Here is a 16,315-nt window from a genome sequence, read left to right on the forward strand (position 1 = left end):
ACGGTGATTTCATCGGTTATTATTTCATCGAATACCCATTGAAGTTGCCCGCCGAGCGAACCCTACAAAGGGATGGAATGAGTAATTATACCATAGAACCTCACCATAGCTGCCGGTGTGATAATTGAACCTTACGGCTGATCGTTCTGTCATCGAATTCTATGACTTAACAAAAATGTGATACCCACCTTCCCCTTGCCTTTTCATCTATCGGCGATTAACGCTAAATATGATAAAATCAATTCAATTTGAATGCTGCGGGATGGATATCATGAAACCTATCAATGAGGAAAAGCTGCTGGCTCAGGCTGAAGAGCTGTGCCAACAACGTAACGTCCGGCTGACACCGCAACGTCTTGAAGTATTACGCTTAATGGCACAACAGCCTGGCGCAATCAGTGCTTATGATTTGTTGGATTTGCTGCGTGTTTCTGAGCCGCAAGCCAAGCCTCCAACGGTTTATCGCGCATTGGATTTTTTGCTTGAGCAGGGTTTTATCCACCGTGTTGAGTCAGCGAATAGTTATGTGCTATGCCATCATTTTGAAGAGCCAACCCATACCTCGGCGCTATTTATCTGTGATCGCTGCAAAATAGTCACTGAACGTACCACTGTGGGTATTGAAGAAGCATTAGCGCAGCTAGCTAAACAATCAGGTTTTGCACTGCGTCACAGTGTGGTTGAAGCGCACGGGTTATGTGCTGAATGCGGGGAAGTTGAAGCATGTGAAAGCCATGATCATTGTGACCATGACCACTCTATTGTCACTAAAAAGAAATAGTTGCATATCTAATTGAAGATATTGAAGCCGCAGCAATGTTAGCTGCTCTCCAATTACTTTTGCCTTATACCCGTCATACTTCAAGCTGCATGTGTGTTGGCTGCTCTCAATAACCCGAATCACTTACTTATGTAAGCTCATCGGGATTAATGAGCCTCATCCTGCGGGCTAGCATAAATGCTGTACAAATCGGTTCCCGACCGATTTGTATCTCGCTTACCGCCTTCGTGCAACTCGAATTATTTAGGGTATAGATAGAGATCCCTGGTGGGTATATATCGGTGAGCAAAAAGCAGACTGCCGCGAGCAATGCGACAGGATAATAATTATAAGGCACGTCCTTGTGCCAAGGCAGATATAAATACAGGTACAACCAGAATATCTTTTATTAAAACAATATCATCACATCAGTATAATTGGATTTGATTTATCAATAATTATACGGAATTGATTAATAATTCATATTCTATGAAACGAGAGACCCGATTAATTTATATCAATAGCAGTTTAATTCCATTTCATGCTGTTACCAGCGAAACTTGCTATGGTCTTCCCAAGCTTTGACTTCTTTCTCAGCTTGCTCTTTCTGATAGCCGTATTTCTCCTGGATTTTACCCACTAACTGGTCACGCTTACCTTCAATTACCGTTAGGTCATCGTCGGTCAACTTGCCCCATTTTTCTTTCACTTTACCTTTAAACTGCTTCCAGTTACCGTCGGCTTGATCTTTATTCATAATATCTCCGTTACCTTGGGAATTAGTCAGTTTATTTAAATTAGCACGATAAACATCGTCTATTGAGAAAACAACAATATTTAAATTAGTCACTCACAGTCATAATTTAAAATTAAACTTCGTTGTTTCGCTTACCGTAGGAATAACTATAGCAGAGGATACTGATAATTAAAGCCTTGATAATATTAATCACAAGAAATCGAACTATAAAGTAAAAATATACATTCATATTATTCAGTTAAAACAGTAGGTAATAACTTATTGTCAGAATCGTCTCAATCTAACTATATCCTTTATACTGAAGCTATCAGGTGTTAGCTACACTTGTTACTTGGCCCATCTATAAACCTCACTTCTGTGAGACTGCTGCAAGTAACCTTTAAATCAGCTCCCGGCAGATTTGTCGCTTGCTGGCTGCCTACTTGCAACACCAATTATTTTGGGCATCTGAATAGCCTAATGAGGCAATTAACGATAATAAAAAGCCGCTCCTGAGCAGGAACGGCTTATCAGTTCAATATAAAACGCTAATGTTAGATCCAGTCGCCATTACGGATAACACCGACGGCCAGTCCTTCAATAGTAAAGCTCTGCTCGCGCAGATCGACAATAATGGGTTGGAACTCACTATTTTCTGGCAGAAGCTGTACGATATTACCTTGTTTTTTCAAGCGTTTTACCGTTACTTCATCGTCAATTCGTGCCACAACCACTTGCCCGTTACGCACATCTTGCGTTTTATGTACCGCTAATAGGTCACCATCCAGAATGCCGATATCTCTCATCGACATCCCATTAACCCGCAACAGAAAATCTGCACTCGGCTTAAACATCGATGGGTCTACTTTGTAGTGCCCTTCGATATGCTGCTGTGCCAGCAAAGGCTCACCTGCGGCAACCCGGCCAATCAGTGGCAGGCCATCTTCTTCTTCCATCAGCAAGCGAATGCCACGGGAAGCGCCAGAAACAATCTCAATGACACCTTTACGGGCCAGTGCTTTTAAATGCTCTTCAGCGGCGTTAGGAGAGCGAAACCCCAGACGCTGCGCAATTTCGGCACGGGTCGGTGGCATGCCGGTTTGCGCTAGGTGATCGCGAACCAGGTCATAAACCTCTTGCTGTCTGGTAGTAAGTGCTTTCATTCCGCCCCCTGTTTGTTTATACAGTCTTGCTGTGAGTATATACAGGTAAGCGGGTATTGGGAACCAAAGAGTGAATAAAAACAGGGATTAATCACAGCTTATTTCTGCGGCATTGTTCGTCATAACATTAACCAGCATGCTGCCAAAGTACCGTTATCCAGACAAATAGCGCTAATAAGATGGCGAGAAATACCGCCGCAGACCCCATATCTTTGGCACGCCCCGATAGCTCATGGAGCTCACTGCCAATCCTGTCCACCACCGCCTCAATCGCACTATTAATGACTTCGATGATGATCACTAAAATGACGCTACCAATTAATAAAAGGCGTGCGATAGCATCTACATCTAACCAGAAGGCCAGTATGATAGCGATGATGGCGGCGACAGCTTCCTGGCGAAAAGCTGCTTCGTTTTTCCAGGCAGCCGTTAAGCCTTTCACAGAATAACCGGCCGCTTTATAGACTCGGGCCAGCCCTGTTGATTGATTCGCCATGTTTTATTGCCTTTATCTTAAGTTAATGATGATTTTTGCCGCTTTCTGTTGTCTTATCACCACAGATCTCAAAACCAGTTTCTGGTATCCTTGCGACGAATTGCTAACAAGAGGCTTCATGTAGTTATGTCAGGTTGGCGTAAAATATATTATAAGTTACTGAATTTACCACTTAAACTGTTGGTAAAAAGCAAGGTTATTCCGGCAGACCCTGTGACTGAGTTAGGGCTAGACCCCTCTCGTCCTATTCTGTACGTTTTGCCTTACAATTCTAAGGCTGATTTGCTGACTTTGCGAGCGCAGTGTCAAGCACAAGACCTGCCCGACCCCTTGATTCCATTGGAAATCGATGGCGTGCAACTGCCTAGCCATGTGTTTATCGATAATGGCCCGAGGGTCTTTCGTTATTACGCACCTAAACAGGAATCGGTAAAGCTGTTCCACGACTATCTGGATTTGCACCGCAATAATCCCGAGTTGGATATCCAGATGCTACCGGTTTCCGTGATGTTTGGTCGTTCGCCGGGGCGTGAAGGCCACGGAACACCACATCTGCGCGTGCTTAACGGGGTGCAGAAGTTCTTCGCTGTCTTATGGCTGGGTCGCGATAGTTTTGTGCGTTTCTCTACCACAGTTTCACTGCGCAGAATGGCCAGCGAACACGGTACCGATAAAACTATCGCCCACAAACTGGCTCGTGTCGCGCGCATGCACTTCTCCCGTCAACGCTTAGCCGCGGTTGGCCCTAGTCTGCCTGCCCGTCAGGATCTGTTCAAAAAGTTGCTGACCTCAAAGGCGATTGAAAAGGCCGTTGCCGATGAAGCGCGGACCAAGAAAATCTCCCATGAGAAAGCACAGCAAAATGCTATTACACTGATGGAAGAGATCGCAGCCGACTTCTCTTATGAAGCCGTGCGCCTGTCTGACAGGGTATTAAGCTGGACGTGGAACCGTTTGTATCAGGGCATTAATGTCCATAATGCAGAACGGGTGCGGCAGTTGGCGCAAGATGGCCATGAAATCGTCTATGTGCCTTGTCATCGCAGCCATATGGATTATCTGCTGCTCTCCTACGTGCTTTATCATCAAGGGCTGGTGCCGCCGCATATTGCCGCCGGGATTAACCTTAACTTCTGGCCTGCCGGGCCTATCTTCCGTCGTTTGGGCGCGTTCTTTATTCGTCGCACCTTTAAAGGCAATAAACTCTATTCAACGGTTTTCCGCGAGTATTTAGGTGAACTGTTCACTCGTGGTTATTCGGTTGAATACTTTGTTGAAGGGGGGCGTTCACGTACCGGCCGCCTGCTGGAGCCAAAAACCGGCACATTGTCGATGACCATTCAGGCAATGTTGCGTGGTGGCTCACGTCCAATCACCTTGGTGCCGATTTATATCGGTTATGAACATGTGATGGAAGTGGGTACCTATGCCAAAGAGCTGCGCGGCGCGACCAAAGAGAAAGAGAACCTGTTGCAGATGCTGCGGGGCTTGCGCAAGTTGCGTAACCTCGGTCAGGGCTATGTCAACTTTGGTGAACCGATCCCGTTGACCACCTATCTGAACACCAATGTACCGCAATGGCGTGATGCCATTGACCCGATCGAAGCTCAGCGCCCAAGCTGGCTGACACCGGCGGTAAATGATTTGGCCGGTAAGATTATGGTGAGAATAAATAATGCGGCAGCAGCAAATGCCATGAACTTGTGTTCTACCGCATTGTTAGCCTCACGTCAGCGTTCACTCACCCGTGAACAGTTGCTTGAGCAACTTGATTGCTATCTGCAACTGCTGCGCAATGTGCCTTATGCGAAAGATGTCACCGTACCGGATAAAACGCCGGAAGAGTTACTTAATCACGCCTTGAATATGAATAAGTTTGAGGTGGAGAAAGACAACATTGGTGACATTATCATCCTGCCACGGGAACAAGCCGTGCTGATGACCTATTATCGCAATAATATCCAGCACTTGCTGATGCTGCCGTCCCTGATCGCCAGTATGGTGATGTACCACCGCCGCATTACCCGTGATGAGTTGTTGCGCCAAATCAGTATGATTTATCCGATGTTGAAAGCTGAGCTGTTCCTGCATTACAGCAAAGAAGAGTTGCCACAGACGCTGGACACACTGATAGATGAGCTGGCCCGCCAACAGTTGATTTGTGACAAAGGGACCGAGTTAGTGCTGAATCCGGCCCGGATTCGCCCACTGCAATTATTGGCCGCCGGTGTGCGGGAAACCCTGCAACGATACGCGATTACCTTGTCACTGCTCAGTGCCAATCCGAGCATTAACCGTGGGGCACTGGAGAAAGAAAGCCGTATCATGGCGCAGCGATTGTCTGTCCTGCACGGGATTAACGCACCAGAATTCTTTGATAAAGCGGTATTTTCAACATTGGTTGGTACTTTGCGCGAAGAAGGTTATATCAGTGACAGTGGTGACGCAGTTCAGGAACATACGCTGGAAGTTTACAATATGCTGAGTGCGTTGATGACGCCGGAAGTGAAGCTGACTATCGAGAGTGTCAGTATGCCAGCCGAAACCAGCAATCAACTGCCTGAATCCGAGGCAGAGGATAAATCGGAAGACTAATTCCTCGATGCGCTAAACAAAAATGGCCGGATTCATCATCTGGCCATTTTTTTGACTGTTTTCCAGAAACGTATTTACTGCCAATAACTAATCAGAATGCCTAAAAACAACACCAGCCCAACGTAATTATTATTCAAAAACGCACGGAAGCAGGCGTCACGGTCACGCTGAGTAATCATCTTTTGTTGGTGGATAAACAAGGCACCCGCCAGCAGGATTGACCAATAGAATGCGCCACCCAACCCCATCAGCCAGCCGATAGCAACCATCAACACCAGGGTTGCCAGTTGCAACAACCCTATAATCAGCTTGTCGTGTTGACCAAATAAAATCGCCGTGGATTTAACCCCAATCTTCAGGTCATCGTCGCGATCAACCATTGCGTATTGCGTGTCATAAGCGACGGTCCAGCAAATGTTCGCCAGTAATAACAGCCAACAAACCAGGGGTAAACTCTCACTCACCGCAGCAAAACCCATAGGTATCGACCAGCCAAAAGCTGCACCTAATACCACTTGGGGTAGATGAGTGACCCGCTTCATAAACGGATAAGTCCAGGCTAAAGCCAGTGCTGCCAATGATAACCAAATGGTCATGCTATTAAGGGTTAATACCAGACCAAACGAGAGCAGTACCAATACCACAAACAGGATTTTGCTCTCTCGTTCACTGATAATGCCACTGGGTAACGGGCGGGATGCGGTGCGCTTTACAAAACCATCAATATTTCGATCAGCATAATCATTGACGACACAACCGGCCGCACGCATAAAAAACACACCCAAGACAAACACAATCAGTATTTTGGTTTCTGGGATACCCTGCCCCGCCAGCCATAATGCCCACAACGTCGGCCACAATAGCAACAACGAGCCAATAGGCTTATCAATCCGCATTAAACGGCAATAAGCCTGCCATTTGGTCTGAACAGTACTTCCCTTCAATTTATCCATCTCCAAAATCTTACTACGGCTTAAACCGAATACAGTGGCGAGGCCGGTAAAAAAACTTCCGTCAGTAACAGGGGTTTGCCTGACAGACGCAGCAACGAGCGGCGCGCCCAAAGTTCATTCTGCCGCCCCACTTGAATATAATCACGGCTTAAATTGTCCCCACCAAATAAATAGCGCCCGAGTGGGAGGGTGCCCAAATCCACCAGCGCCCTATCTGGGCCAGACAGTGTCTGCTCTGGGATAACCGTGCGCCCAAGCAACCAAGGCTCATTATCACCACACAAAATGATTTCCCGCAGCCAATAGCGTTCGCTTACAGGTAAGTGCTCTGCATCTTCCCCTAACTCATTACGCGTAATAAAGCATTCTCGCTGGGGTTCGACATGGACTCGTTGGCAATGTTGCTCAAAACGCCGGGTCATCGACCCCAATTCCATCAACCAATCAGCGATATCAGCAGGAAAATTTGGCTGATCAATGGCACACCATTGGATAGGTTTTATAATTGATGCATCGCCGGTAGACATCTAGCTTGCTCCCTGCCGGGGAGAAAAGGCTCGCCCCGCTAATTCGTAAAGAAGGGGACATTGTAGCGCAGATTGAGGATCCCGCGACATCAGGTTACTTTTTATTATGACCAACAAACTAAACTAAATTAAGTGAGTTTGAGATTTAAAGCAGAATTAACCCAAACAGGGTGTCGCGAAGATAACCAATAGCAAAACAAGGCGTTGCGAGTGGCAGTAGCCGTATATAAGACACAAAGAAAAAAGGTGCGCCTAAGCGCACCAACCATCTAGCCATATTCGGCAGTGCCGGGATTTAACCCTTGCCTTTTACACTACCAATAAAGGTTTTTCGGGCTGAAGTTGAGCCCAAATGTTCCGCTTCGTTCAACAATTTCAGCGCCTTATCGACATCACCGGCTTTCACCGCATCTTTAATCGCTTGGTTGAAGTAGTTTTCAGTCTCACTCAGCATTGGCTCCGCAGGTTTTGCCGCCGGGGCTGCCACCGCAGCAGGTTGAGCGCTGTTGCCTACGACAACCGGAGCTGTCGTCGGTGCCGACTGTATTAAGCCAATCATAACGTTACCCATCCCCTGTTCAGCCGTGGCCTTGATTTTCAGGTTGCCTGTTGGGGTGTGTTTCGCGATAGGATCTGGGATATCCGGTACCGCATTGCCTACGCCCATGGCATAAGCTTTAGCCGGATCAAGTAACTTGGTGGTTTTTGCTAAATCGTCACGGGTGGTATAAACCAGCAAATAAATTTGTTTCTGGCCCAGTGCCGGGGTCAGTTTCATTACCCCTTGCAGACGATCATTGGTCATGATGCCTGCTTTTTCATAAGTGAAATAACTGGACGGATAGTAAGCGGCTGGGCGCATTTGCTCGTCTAACACTAATACACTAGGGGAAAATAGCTGATTATCAGTCACTAAACTGCTCAGCGTGATCTCCATCGATCCACGATCGGCGGGTAAAGCAAAAGCGGCAACAGCCCCTTCAACATTCCCTTGAGAGATTTGCGGGCTGGCGGCAGTCAGTTTGATGTCCTGCGTAGCCGGTGGCACTAATGGCTGCCATGGCAACTGCTGTAAAGTGGCGGAACTGATCGTCGGCGCGATAGAAACATTCGCCGGAGAAATAGTTGACTCTGCTTGCACCGCCAGAGGTGCAGTGACCCCTAGAGCCAATGCCAGACAAAGTGACAGTAGATTCTTTTTCATTGTTATACCTCATACATTGAGCGTCAGCGCTAACTGTGCACAGGCAAGGTCGGCAGAGTTAACCAATTATTCCCGTCATACTTCAAGCTGCATGGGCGTTGGCTGCAACTTAGATTATTTAGGGTATATCGCTATATCTTGTTGGAAACGGGCCGTAACCCACCGCATCAAAATAGAACAGCCGCCCCAAAGGGCGGCTGCATCACGACTGTTACCACCAAGCTTCGAATTGTGCACCAAAGGTGACTTCGTTACTTTTACCGCGGCTGTTAGTACCGATAGTTCCGTTTTCTGCTAACCCATTGTCAACACTGCCTTTGACATCGTTATAGCCCCACTTCTCATCCCAGTTAGCATAAGTTGCGAAGACACGAATTGCCGGGCGTGACCAGATGCTATCGCCTGCCTGCCATTGTTGCGCCAGCGTCAGTTTGTACTGGCCGTTACGGTCACCGGTGCGTTGTGACTTAACATTGTCATAGCCCGCTTCCAGTAAGGTACTCATGATTGGGGTCCATTTGTACATCGGACGGACACCCACGCTGTACCACGTGGTGCCGTTTTTGTTGTCCCAGTCAGTGTCCTGATACAACGCCACGTACATCATGTCCCACTTCTCAGCCAGGTTGATGGCACCGTGGTCAATGACACGTAACATACTGCCGTTATTGTTGACTGAAGTACCTTGTGAGTGACCGCTATTGTAAGAAGTCATAGAGTCGGTGGCATATTGCAGTACAAATTTGTTGAAGCCACCCATCATGCTTTGCGTATGCTCAGCCGTCAGCATCACGCCATCTTTAGAAGCACCCGGTGCCAGTGAGTAGTCGTCCTGAGTATTAGCACGACCGTAATCTACACCGAACTCCAGTGTCCCGCCTGGGTTGGTTTCCAGCCCAGCCAAACGCACGTCAAAGACATCGTTGACCGTGTGGTCAGCATCTTTGCGTTGGTTATCAATCCAGGCACTTGAACCACCCGCTTCTGAGTTACGGGTTGCTGCCAGAGATAACTTACCGAAGCCCAGATCAATAGCTTCTACACCTGCACCTGGACCTGAGATATCCCAGTAGTAGAAGTCAATCATATGGACGTCATGACGTTGATAGAAGCGTTTACCTGCCCACATGGTGGAACCCGGTAACCATTCGATCAAATTTTTACCCTGCACGTTAGCTTCACGGAATGCGGGGGATGTTGACTCCCAGTCATCACGCTGTGAAACGGAATACGCCACGTTGGTATCGAAGTAGAAGCTCTTGTCGCCTTCTTTCCACAATTCCTGGCCTAATTTAATTTCCGCATAAGTTTCGCACTCGTTACCCAGACGGTATTTACTTTGGGCGCCGGTAGCTTTGAAACATTGCTGTTCGCCACCGCTTCCTGTCCAACCGATACCGGAACGTGCATATCCGTGGAAATCAACAGCCATAGCTTGAGTGGAAAGAACACCAGCGGCAACAGCCAGTGCTATCGGTAACTTGCGCAGAGTAGTCATCAGTAATCTCCTGTTATATTTGCCTGTCGGCATGCGTGCTTTACATTCGGCTTTGGCTAGACGCCCAGTTCCTGATACAACCGCTTACACGCAGTGCCGTCCTCACGGAACAGATGACAGCGTTGCGGCGGCAGGCCAATAGCGAATGTTGCACCTTCTTCTACCAGCACCACGTCGTTCTGGCGGTAGACCAGGTTCTGACGTATTGCCGGGATTTGGATGTGAATTTGAGTTTCATTACCCAGTTGCTCTACCACCTGAATCTCACCTTCCAGCGTGACTTCAGAGGCACTGCTTGGTAGCAGATGTTCCGGGCGAATACCCAAAGACATATTTGCACCGACCTGAACCTGAGTACCTTCCACCGGCAGCCACACTAACTGGCCATTTGGATTTGGCAGTTCAATCTGTACCTGACGAGGTTCAACGGCGGTCACTTTAACCGGTAAAAAATTCATTTTTGGCGAGCCGATAAAGCCCGCAACAAAGCGATTGGCTGGGTAGTGATACAGCTCCAGCGGCTTGCCTACCTGCGCAACATTGCCGGCATCCAGCACCACAATTTTGTCCGCCAGCGTCATCGCTTCCACTTGGTCATGGGTGACATAAATCATGGTGCGTTGCAGGCGCTTGTGGAGGCGCGAGATCTCAATGCGCATTTGCACCCGCAGTGCCGCATCCAGGTTGGACAGGGGTTCATCGAGCAGGAAAACATCCGGCTCAGCGACCAGTGTCCGGCCAATTGCCACACGCTGGCGTTGACCACCGGATAGCGCTTTTGGCCGCCGGTCCAGCAGGTGAGCCAATTGCAGCACTTCGGCTACCTGATTCACCCGTTGGTTAATCTCGGCTTTCTTCGCGCCTGCCAATTTCAGACCGAACGACATGTTCTCTGCGACAGACAGATGGGGATAAAGCGCATATGACTGAAACACCATGCCAATGCCGCGTTCAGATGGCGGCACTTCGTTCATCCGTTTACCACCAATCAGCAACTCACCCGAGGTAATGTCCTCAAGACCGGCAATCATCCGCAGCAGCGTTGACTTTCCACACCCTGATGGGCCAACAAACACCACAAACTCACCGTCATCGATCTCCAGATTGATATCTCTGGAGATCACAGCCTCACCAAAGGCCTTATAAACGCCGCTCAGCGTTACATTAGCCATCTGTTACTCCTTTGCTTACGCAAACAACTTTTCATATGAACCTGAATGAAGAAAAATGGCGGAAGCAAACCCCGGCATGACCCATCGATTACTCCCAGCCCCTGATGACTCTCTCGCTACGCGTCGTACCGCCATGCCAGAGGCAGGTTGCCTCGGACGACGTCGCGGCCTGAGTATAGGGCTGCACATTGCTTAACGCTTCAACGTCCTGATCTGTCTGGGTGATAATTAACCGAACAACATCATTTTGTTGGTGACGGTGTTTCAATGCTGCTGACGCTGTTTCAATGTCGATGCCGTTTTTCAATGCTGCCGATAGTGCGCGAGTGGCACTATTTGGTAATCATCCGTAACAAAGTTTTTCATGGGGGAGGAGATGGGAGGATGAGGGAACGACCACGGTAGGCAGAAGTTCCACTGGAAAGACAAATACGTGATCTGGCTTGCAAATTTCGACCTACATTATTGTGTCTGACACCACAGAATAGGCAGCAGTGTTAACTGGGTCACAATAACCCGCAGGGGGGCGTAGAGGGGGGGAGGATGATGGTGTATCCGGTTGTGACTCAATATGTCGGCGTAGTGTTTTGGTCAGTGTATTAAATAATTTGCAGCTCAACATTTTTTGCAACGCTGCCACACCCTCCTCACTTAGTGATTCACGGCTACACCAGCCTGAAAATGGGCTAAAGAATTCGCAGCTAATGATTCACAAGAAAGTCGATACCCATAAAATTGGATAAAAGGATTGGATTATGACTCGCAGCTTCACAAAATCCGGCATTGGTAAGACCGCACGTGTTTTGGCTCTTTCAGCGTTAGCCACGCTGGTGCTCTCTTCCTCTGCTTTTGCCAAGATTGAAGAAGGTAAACTGGTTATCTGGATCAATGGCGATAAAGGCTATAACGGGTTGGCGGAAGTCGGTAAGAAGTTCGAGAAAGATACCGGCATCAAAGTCACTATCGAGCACCCAGACAAACTGGAAGAGAAATTCCCGCAAGTGGCTGCCACCGGTGATGGCCCGGACATTATTTTCTGGGCTCATGACCGCTTTGGCGGTTACGCACAATCCGGTTTGTTGGCTGAACTGCACCCTTCTAAAGCCTTCCAAGACAAATTGTTCCCGTTCACTTGGGACGCCGTTCGCTTTAACGGCAAACTGATTGGTTACCCGGTCGCGGTTGAGGCACTGTCTCTGATTTACAATAAAGACTTAGTGAAAGAAGCACCGAAAACGTGGGAAGAAATCCCAGCGCTGGATAAAACACTGCGTGCCAATGGCAAGAGCGCCATCATGTGGAACCTGCAAGAACCCTACTTCACTTGGCCAGTTATCGCCGCTGACGGCGGTTATGCCTTTAAATTTGCAAACGGTGTATATGATGTGAAAAACGTTGGCGTGAACAACGCTGGCGCGAAAGCCGGTCTGCAATTTATTGTCGATCTGGTGAAGAACAAGCACATCAATGCCGATACAGATTACTCCATTGCAGAAGCGGCCTTCAACAAGGGTGAAACAGCAATGACCATCAATGGCCCATGGGCATGGTCCAACATTGATAAGAGCAAAATCAATTACGGTGTGACCTTGCTGCCAACCTTCCATGGTCAGCCATCCAAACCGTTCGTCGGCGTGTTGACTGCCGGTATTAACGCTGCCAGCCCGAATAAAGAACTGGCAACTGAATTCCTGGAAAACTACCTGCTGACCGATCAAGGTTTGGCTGAAGTGAATAAAGACAAGCCTCTGGGCGCAGTGGCATTGAAATCATTCCAGGAACAATTGGCAAAAGACCCACGCATTGCCGCAACTATGGATAACGCCACCAAGGGTGAAATTATGCCAAATATTCCACAAATGGCGGCCTTCTGGTATGCCACCCGCAGTGCGGTACTGAACGCCATCAGCGGGCGTCAAACGGTAGAGGCTGCACTGAACGACGCAGCAACGCGTATTACCAAATAACAGTTTCACCTGCAAAAGGGGCACGATTCGTCGTGCCCAACACCACTTGCTGTAACACTATAACAATACTCAAAGTACGAAGGGAATATTATGCAGTTATCCCACACCGAGTTCGAAAGTCGTAAAAAGAAAACCGCCTGGTGGCAGAGTGATGCGCTTAAATGGCTGATTATCGGTACATTAAGCCTATTCACCTGCTACTTGATCGTCTTGATGTATGCTCAGGGTGAATATCTTTTTGCCATCGTGACGCTAATTTTGGTGAGTTTGGGGCTGTATGTCTTTGCCAATCGTCGCGCCTATGCCTGGCGCTATGTTTATCCCGGCGTGGCAGGTATGGGGCTGTTTGTGCTATTCCCCCTGATTTGCACTATCGCCATCGCTTTTACCAACTACAGCAGTACCAACCAATTAACCTTTGAGCGCGCCCAATCGGTATTAATGGATCGGCAATTTCAGACCGGTAAAACCTTTACCTTTGGTCTTTATCCCAGTGATAACCAATGGCGCTTACAGCTTACCAACCCTGATGACAGCTCTGTTTTGATTTCCGCGCCTTTCAGCCTCGATGCAACGGGTGAGAAAAAAGTAACAGTCGCCCCCGCCAGCACTGAACAGACCGGCGAGCGCGCGTCACTGCGCATCATTACTCAGAATCGCCAGGCACTCGGTGAGTTGGTCGCACTGCTGCCCGGTGGTGGCGAACTGCGCATGAGTTCACTGCGCCAGTTCTCAGCTACCAGCCCACTCTATAAACTGGGTGCTGACGGTAAAGAGCTGCTCAATCAGCAAACCGGTGTTATCTATCGGCCAAACCCTGATGTCGGTTTTTACCAAGCCATTAACGCCGACGGCCAGTGGCAAAACGAAAAACTTAGTCCCGGCTTTACTGTCACTATCGGCTGGAAAAACTTCCTGCGGGTGCTGCATGATGAAGGGATACAGAAGCCTTTTATCTCCATCTTTATCTGGACCATTATTTTCTCGCTAATGACCGTGGTACTGACCGTTGCTGTCGGTATGGTTTTAGCTTGTGTGGTGCAATGGGATTCATTAAAAGGCAAAGCGGTTTATCGCGTGCTGTTAATACTGCCCTATGCGGTACCGTCGTTTATTTCAATCTTGATTTTCAAAGGGTTATTTAACCAAAGCTTTGGTGAAATCAACCTGATGCTAAGTAGCCTGTTTGGCATCAAGCCCGCCTGGTTCAGTGACCCCATTACCGCGAAAAGCATGATTTTGATCGTCAACACCTGGCTCGGCTATCCCTACATGATGATTCTGTGCATGGGGCTACTCAAAGCGATTCCCGACGACTTATATGAAGCCTCGGCAATGGATGGCGCAGGCCCGTTCCAGAACTTCTTCCGTATCACGTTGCCACTGCTAATTAAGCCGCTGACACCGCTGATGATTGCCAGTTTCGCCTTTAACTTTAACAACTTTGTGTTGATTCAGTTATTGACCAACGGCGGCCCGGATATGATTGGCACCACCACGCCAGCGGGCTATACCGACTTGCTGGTCAGCTACACCTACCGTATTGCCTTTGAAGGGGGCGGCGGCCAGGACTTTGGCTTGGCGGCGGCAATTGCCACTCTGATTTTCATTCTGGTCGGCGCGCTCGCGATACTGAATCTGAAAGCCAGCAAAATGAACTTTGACTAAGGAGGAGATGCAAATGGCAATGGTTCAACCTAAATCCCAGCGTTTGCGTCTATGGGGCACGCATTTTCTGATGTTGTGCTTTATCGCGCTGATTATGTTCCCGTTACTGATGGTAATTACTATCTCGCTGCGGCCCGGCAACTTTGCGACCGGTAGCCTGATCCCAGATCAGATTTCATGGGAACACTGGAAACTGGCGCTGGGTATGAGTGTGACTCACGCTGATGGTAGCGTAACCCCACCGCCGTTCCCGGTGATGTTGTGGTTATGGAACTCCATCAAGATTGCGGTCATTACCGCCATTGGGATTGTCACGCTCTCCACTACCTGTGCTTACGCCTTTGCCCGCATGCGTTTTCGCGGTAAAAGCACCCTGCTGAAAGGCATGTTGATCTTCCAGATGTTCCCAGCAGTGCTGTCGCTGGTGGCGTTATATGCTTTATTCGATCGTATCGGGCAGTATCTGCCATTTATCGGGCTGAATACCCACGGCGGGGTGATTTTTGCTTATATGGGCGGCATCGCCCTGCACGTCTGGACCATCAAAGGCTATTTCGAAACCATTGATAACTCACTGGAAGAAGCCGCGGCACTGGATGGCGCGACCCCATGGCAAGCTTTCCGACTGGTGCTGTTACCCCTGTCGGTGCCGATTTTAGCCGTGGTGTTTATTCTGTCGTTTATCGCTGCTATCACCGAAGTCCCGGTGGCATCACTGCTATTGCGTGATGTGAACAGCTACACGCTGGCGGTGGGTATGCAGCAATATTTGAATCCGCAAAACTATCTGTGGGGCGACTTCGCCGCTGCTGCGGTGCTGTCTGCCATTCCCATCACCGCAGTCTTCCTGCTGGCACAACGCTGGCTGGTAGGTGGCTTAACGGCCGGTGGGGTGAAGGGTTAACGATATCATCATTCAAAATTTCATCACCCAATACCCAAAGTAATTGGAATTGTAGCAAGGCAACAAACGAGTGAAGCCCGATGAGCTGACTTAGGTCAGTGATTCGGGTGAGAGAGTGCAGTAAACAAAGCTACAATTTCAAGTAAGAAGGGTATTTTTTCCCTCTGGTACTGTGTCTTTAGGGCGGCCTTAATGGCCGCCATTTTTATAGGTCATTCGCGCTTGAGGCGCTCGGTATTCGCCAAATACAACGTCACCACCAGCAACAATATCGAACCGGAATAAATTAACGTATCGATCGGGTTTTCATGATCAACGATGATCAAGCGGATAATCGCGGTGATCCCGATATAAATAAAATAGCGTAACGGGAAGTGATAACCCGACTCAAAATACTTAACAATCAAAGCAATAAACTCAAAGTACAGGAAATAAATTACAATCCCTTCAATCAGCATGTAAGAAGACGCATCCTGATTATTGACGAATAAGACCTTACCAAGATGGAAGGTTTCTTTTATCAAAAAGACCACCAAAATAGCGGCCAATGCAATCAACCCCACATTCAGTAAACGCTGTAAATTTTTGGCTATCCACTGAGAACGCGAATTTTTGGCCATAAATACCTCATTGAAAGTAGGTGAAATAATCCGAGCCAAAAAAAGCCCCTTA

The 16,315-nt window shown here is 48.3% G+C and carries 14 protein-coding genes and 1 pseudogene; 5 read left to right on the forward strand and 10 right to left on the reverse strand.

Annotation, left to right across the window (positions count from 1 at the left end):
• Positions 1 to 271: 271 nt before the first annotated feature.
• Positions 272 to 781 (forward strand): zinc uptake transcriptional repressor Zur, encoded by a 510-nt coding sequence (zur, locus tag A6J67_RS01385; protein WP_032907679.1) that lies wholly within the window; start codon positions 272 to 274, stop codon positions 779 to 781.
• A gap of 526 nt (positions 782 to 1,307) precedes the next feature.
• On the opposite strand, the gene A6J67_RS01390 is transcribed toward zur, so the two are convergent.
• The 3 genes from A6J67_RS01390 to A6J67_RS01400 all read right to left on the reverse strand — a co-directional run bounded on the left by A6J67_RS01390 (position 1,308) and on the right by A6J67_RS01400 (position 3,155).
• Positions 1,308 to 1,517 (reverse strand): CsbD family protein, encoded by a 210-nt coding sequence (locus A6J67_RS01390; RefSeq protein WP_005191484.1) that lies wholly within the window; start codon positions 1,515 to 1,517, stop codon positions 1,308 to 1,310.
• Between the two features lie 533 nt (positions 1,518 to 2,050).
• Positions 2,051 to 2,659: a transcriptional repressor LexA gene (lexA, locus tag A6J67_RS01395; protein WP_005191485.1), complete on the reverse strand. Its 609-nt coding sequence runs from the start codon at positions 2,657 to 2,659 to the stop codon at positions 2,051 to 2,053.
• A gap of 127 nt (positions 2,660 to 2,786) precedes the next feature.
• Entirely contained in the window at positions 2,787 to 3,155 is a 369-nt protein-coding gene (locus A6J67_RS01400) for a diacylglycerol kinase (protein ID WP_005191486.1), read from the reverse strand.
• A 126-nt stretch (positions 3,156 to 3,281) separates the two neighbouring features.
• On the opposite strand from A6J67_RS01400, the gene plsB reads away from it, so the two are divergent.
• Positions 3,282 to 5,750 carry a glycerol-3-phosphate 1-O-acyltransferase PlsB gene (gene plsB, locus A6J67_RS01405; protein WP_005191487.1) on the forward strand — a complete coding sequence of 823 codons (2,469 nt, stop codon included), beginning with the start codon at positions 3,282 to 3,284 and terminating at the stop codon, positions 5,748 to 5,750.
• A 74-nt stretch (positions 5,751 to 5,824) separates the two neighbouring features.
• Here the strand turns inward: plsB and ubiA are convergent, their stop codons facing one another.
• From ubiA to A6J67_RS01435, 6 genes and pseudogenes are all read right to left on the reverse strand, one after another.
• Entirely contained in the window at positions 5,825 to 6,694 is an 870-nt protein-coding gene (gene ubiA / locus A6J67_RS01410) for a 4-hydroxybenzoate octaprenyltransferase (protein ID WP_042570072.1), read from the reverse strand.
• Positions 6,695 to 6,723: 29 nt separating this feature from the next.
• Positions 6,724 to 7,230 (reverse strand): chorismate lyase, encoded by a 507-nt coding sequence (ubiC, locus tag A6J67_RS01415; RefSeq protein ID WP_005191489.1) that lies wholly within the window; start codon positions 7,228 to 7,230, stop codon positions 6,724 to 6,726.
• A 295-nt stretch (positions 7,231 to 7,525) separates the two neighbouring features.
• Entirely contained in the window at positions 7,526 to 8,434 is a 909-nt protein-coding gene (gene malM, locus A6J67_RS01420; protein ID WP_042568979.1) for a maltose operon protein MalM, read from the reverse strand.
• A gap of 211 nt (positions 8,435 to 8,645) precedes the next feature.
• On the reverse strand, positions 8,646 to 9,935 hold the full coding sequence (locus A6J67_RS01425) for a maltoporin (protein WP_196333748.1): 1,290 nt from the start codon (positions 9,933 to 9,935) through the stop codon (positions 8,646 to 8,648).
• Positions 9,936 to 9,988: 53 nt separating this feature from the next.
• A complete protein-coding gene (malK, locus tag A6J67_RS01430) occupies positions 9,989 to 11,104 on the reverse strand; it encodes a maltose/maltodextrin ABC transporter ATP-binding protein MalK (protein ID WP_005191494.1) in 1,116 nt (371 codons plus the stop codon).
• A gap of 15 nt (positions 11,105 to 11,119) precedes the next feature.
• Positions 11,120 to 11,372: pseudogene (locus A6J67_RS01435) on the reverse strand (hypothetical protein).
• A gap of 487 nt (positions 11,373 to 11,859) precedes the next feature.
• On the opposite strand from A6J67_RS01435, the gene malE reads away from it, so the two are divergent.
• From malE to malG, 3 genes are all read left to right on the forward strand, one after another.
• Positions 11,860 to 13,071: a maltose/maltodextrin ABC transporter substrate-binding protein MalE gene (gene malE / locus A6J67_RS01440; protein WP_005191495.1), complete on the forward strand. Its 1,212-nt coding sequence runs from the start codon at positions 11,860 to 11,862 to the stop codon at positions 13,069 to 13,071.
• Between the two features lie 90 nt (positions 13,072 to 13,161).
• Positions 13,162 to 14,739: a maltose ABC transporter permease MalF gene (gene malF / locus A6J67_RS01445; RefSeq protein ID WP_005191497.1), complete on the forward strand. Its 1,578-nt coding sequence runs from the start codon at positions 13,162 to 13,164 to the stop codon at positions 14,737 to 14,739.
• Between the two features lie 13 nt (positions 14,740 to 14,752).
• On the forward strand, positions 14,753 to 15,643 hold the full coding sequence (malG, locus tag A6J67_RS01450; RefSeq protein ID WP_032907691.1) for a maltose ABC transporter permease MalG: 891 nt from the start codon (positions 14,753 to 14,755) through the stop codon (positions 15,641 to 15,643).
• A gap of 212 nt (positions 15,644 to 15,855) precedes the next feature.
• Here malG and psiE read toward each other — a convergent pair whose 3' ends face one another.
• Complete coding sequence (psiE, locus tag A6J67_RS01455; protein ID WP_004705335.1) at positions 15,856 to 16,263, reverse strand: phosphate-starvation-inducible protein PsiE; 408 nt, start codon at positions 16,261 to 16,263, stop codon at positions 15,856 to 15,858.
• Positions 16,264 to 16,315: the final 52 nt, after the last annotated feature.

Origin of the sequence: Yersinia sp. FDAARGOS_228, assembly GCF_002073315.2 — a bacterium.
In the GTDB taxonomy this organism is placed as follows: domain Bacteria; phylum Pseudomonadota; class Gammaproteobacteria; order Enterobacterales; family Enterobacteriaceae; genus Yersinia; species Yersinia intermedia.

Bases quoted from the DNA above. Each gene is read 5' to 3' on its own strand.
- malM (WP_042568979.1), bottom strand. From the start codon at position 8,434: ATGAAAAAGAATCTACTGTCACTTTGTCTGGCATTGGCTCTAGGGGTC.
- A6J67_RS01390 (WP_005191484.1), bottom strand. From the start codon at position 1,517: ATGAATAAAGATCAAGCCGACGGTAACTGGAAGCAGTTTAAAGGTAAA.
- psiE (WP_004705335.1), bottom strand. From the start codon at position 16,263: ATGGCCAAAAATTCGCGTTCTCAGTGGATAGCCAAAAATTTACAGCGT.
- malK (WP_005191494.1), bottom strand. From the start codon at position 11,104: ATGGCTAATGTAACGCTGAGCGGCGTTTATAAGGCCTTTGGTGAGGCT.
- plsB (WP_005191487.1), top strand. From the start codon at position 3,282: ATGTCAGGTTGGCGTAAAATATATTATAAGTTACTGAATTTACCACTT.
- A6J67_RS01400 (WP_005191486.1), bottom strand. From the start codon at position 3,155: ATGGCGAATCAATCAACAGGGCTGGCCCGAGTCTATAAAGCGGCCGGT.
- zur (WP_032907679.1), top strand. From the start codon at position 272: ATGAAACCTATCAATGAGGAAAAGCTGCTGGCTCAGGCTGAAGAGCTG.
- malG (WP_032907691.1), top strand. From the start codon at position 14,753: ATGGCAATGGTTCAACCTAAATCCCAGCGTTTGCGTCTATGGGGCACG.
- malF (WP_005191497.1), top strand. From the start codon at position 13,162: ATGCAGTTATCCCACACCGAGTTCGAAAGTCGTAAAAAGAAAACCGCC.
- lexA (WP_005191485.1), bottom strand. From the start codon at position 2,659: ATGAAAGCACTTACTACCAGACAGCAAGAGGTTTATGACCTGGTTCGC.
- ubiC (WP_005191489.1), bottom strand. From the start codon at position 7,230: ATGTCTACCGGCGATGCATCAATTATAAAACCTATCCAATGGTGTGCC.
- malE (WP_005191495.1), top strand. From the start codon at position 11,860: ATGACTCGCAGCTTCACAAAATCCGGCATTGGTAAGACCGCACGTGTT.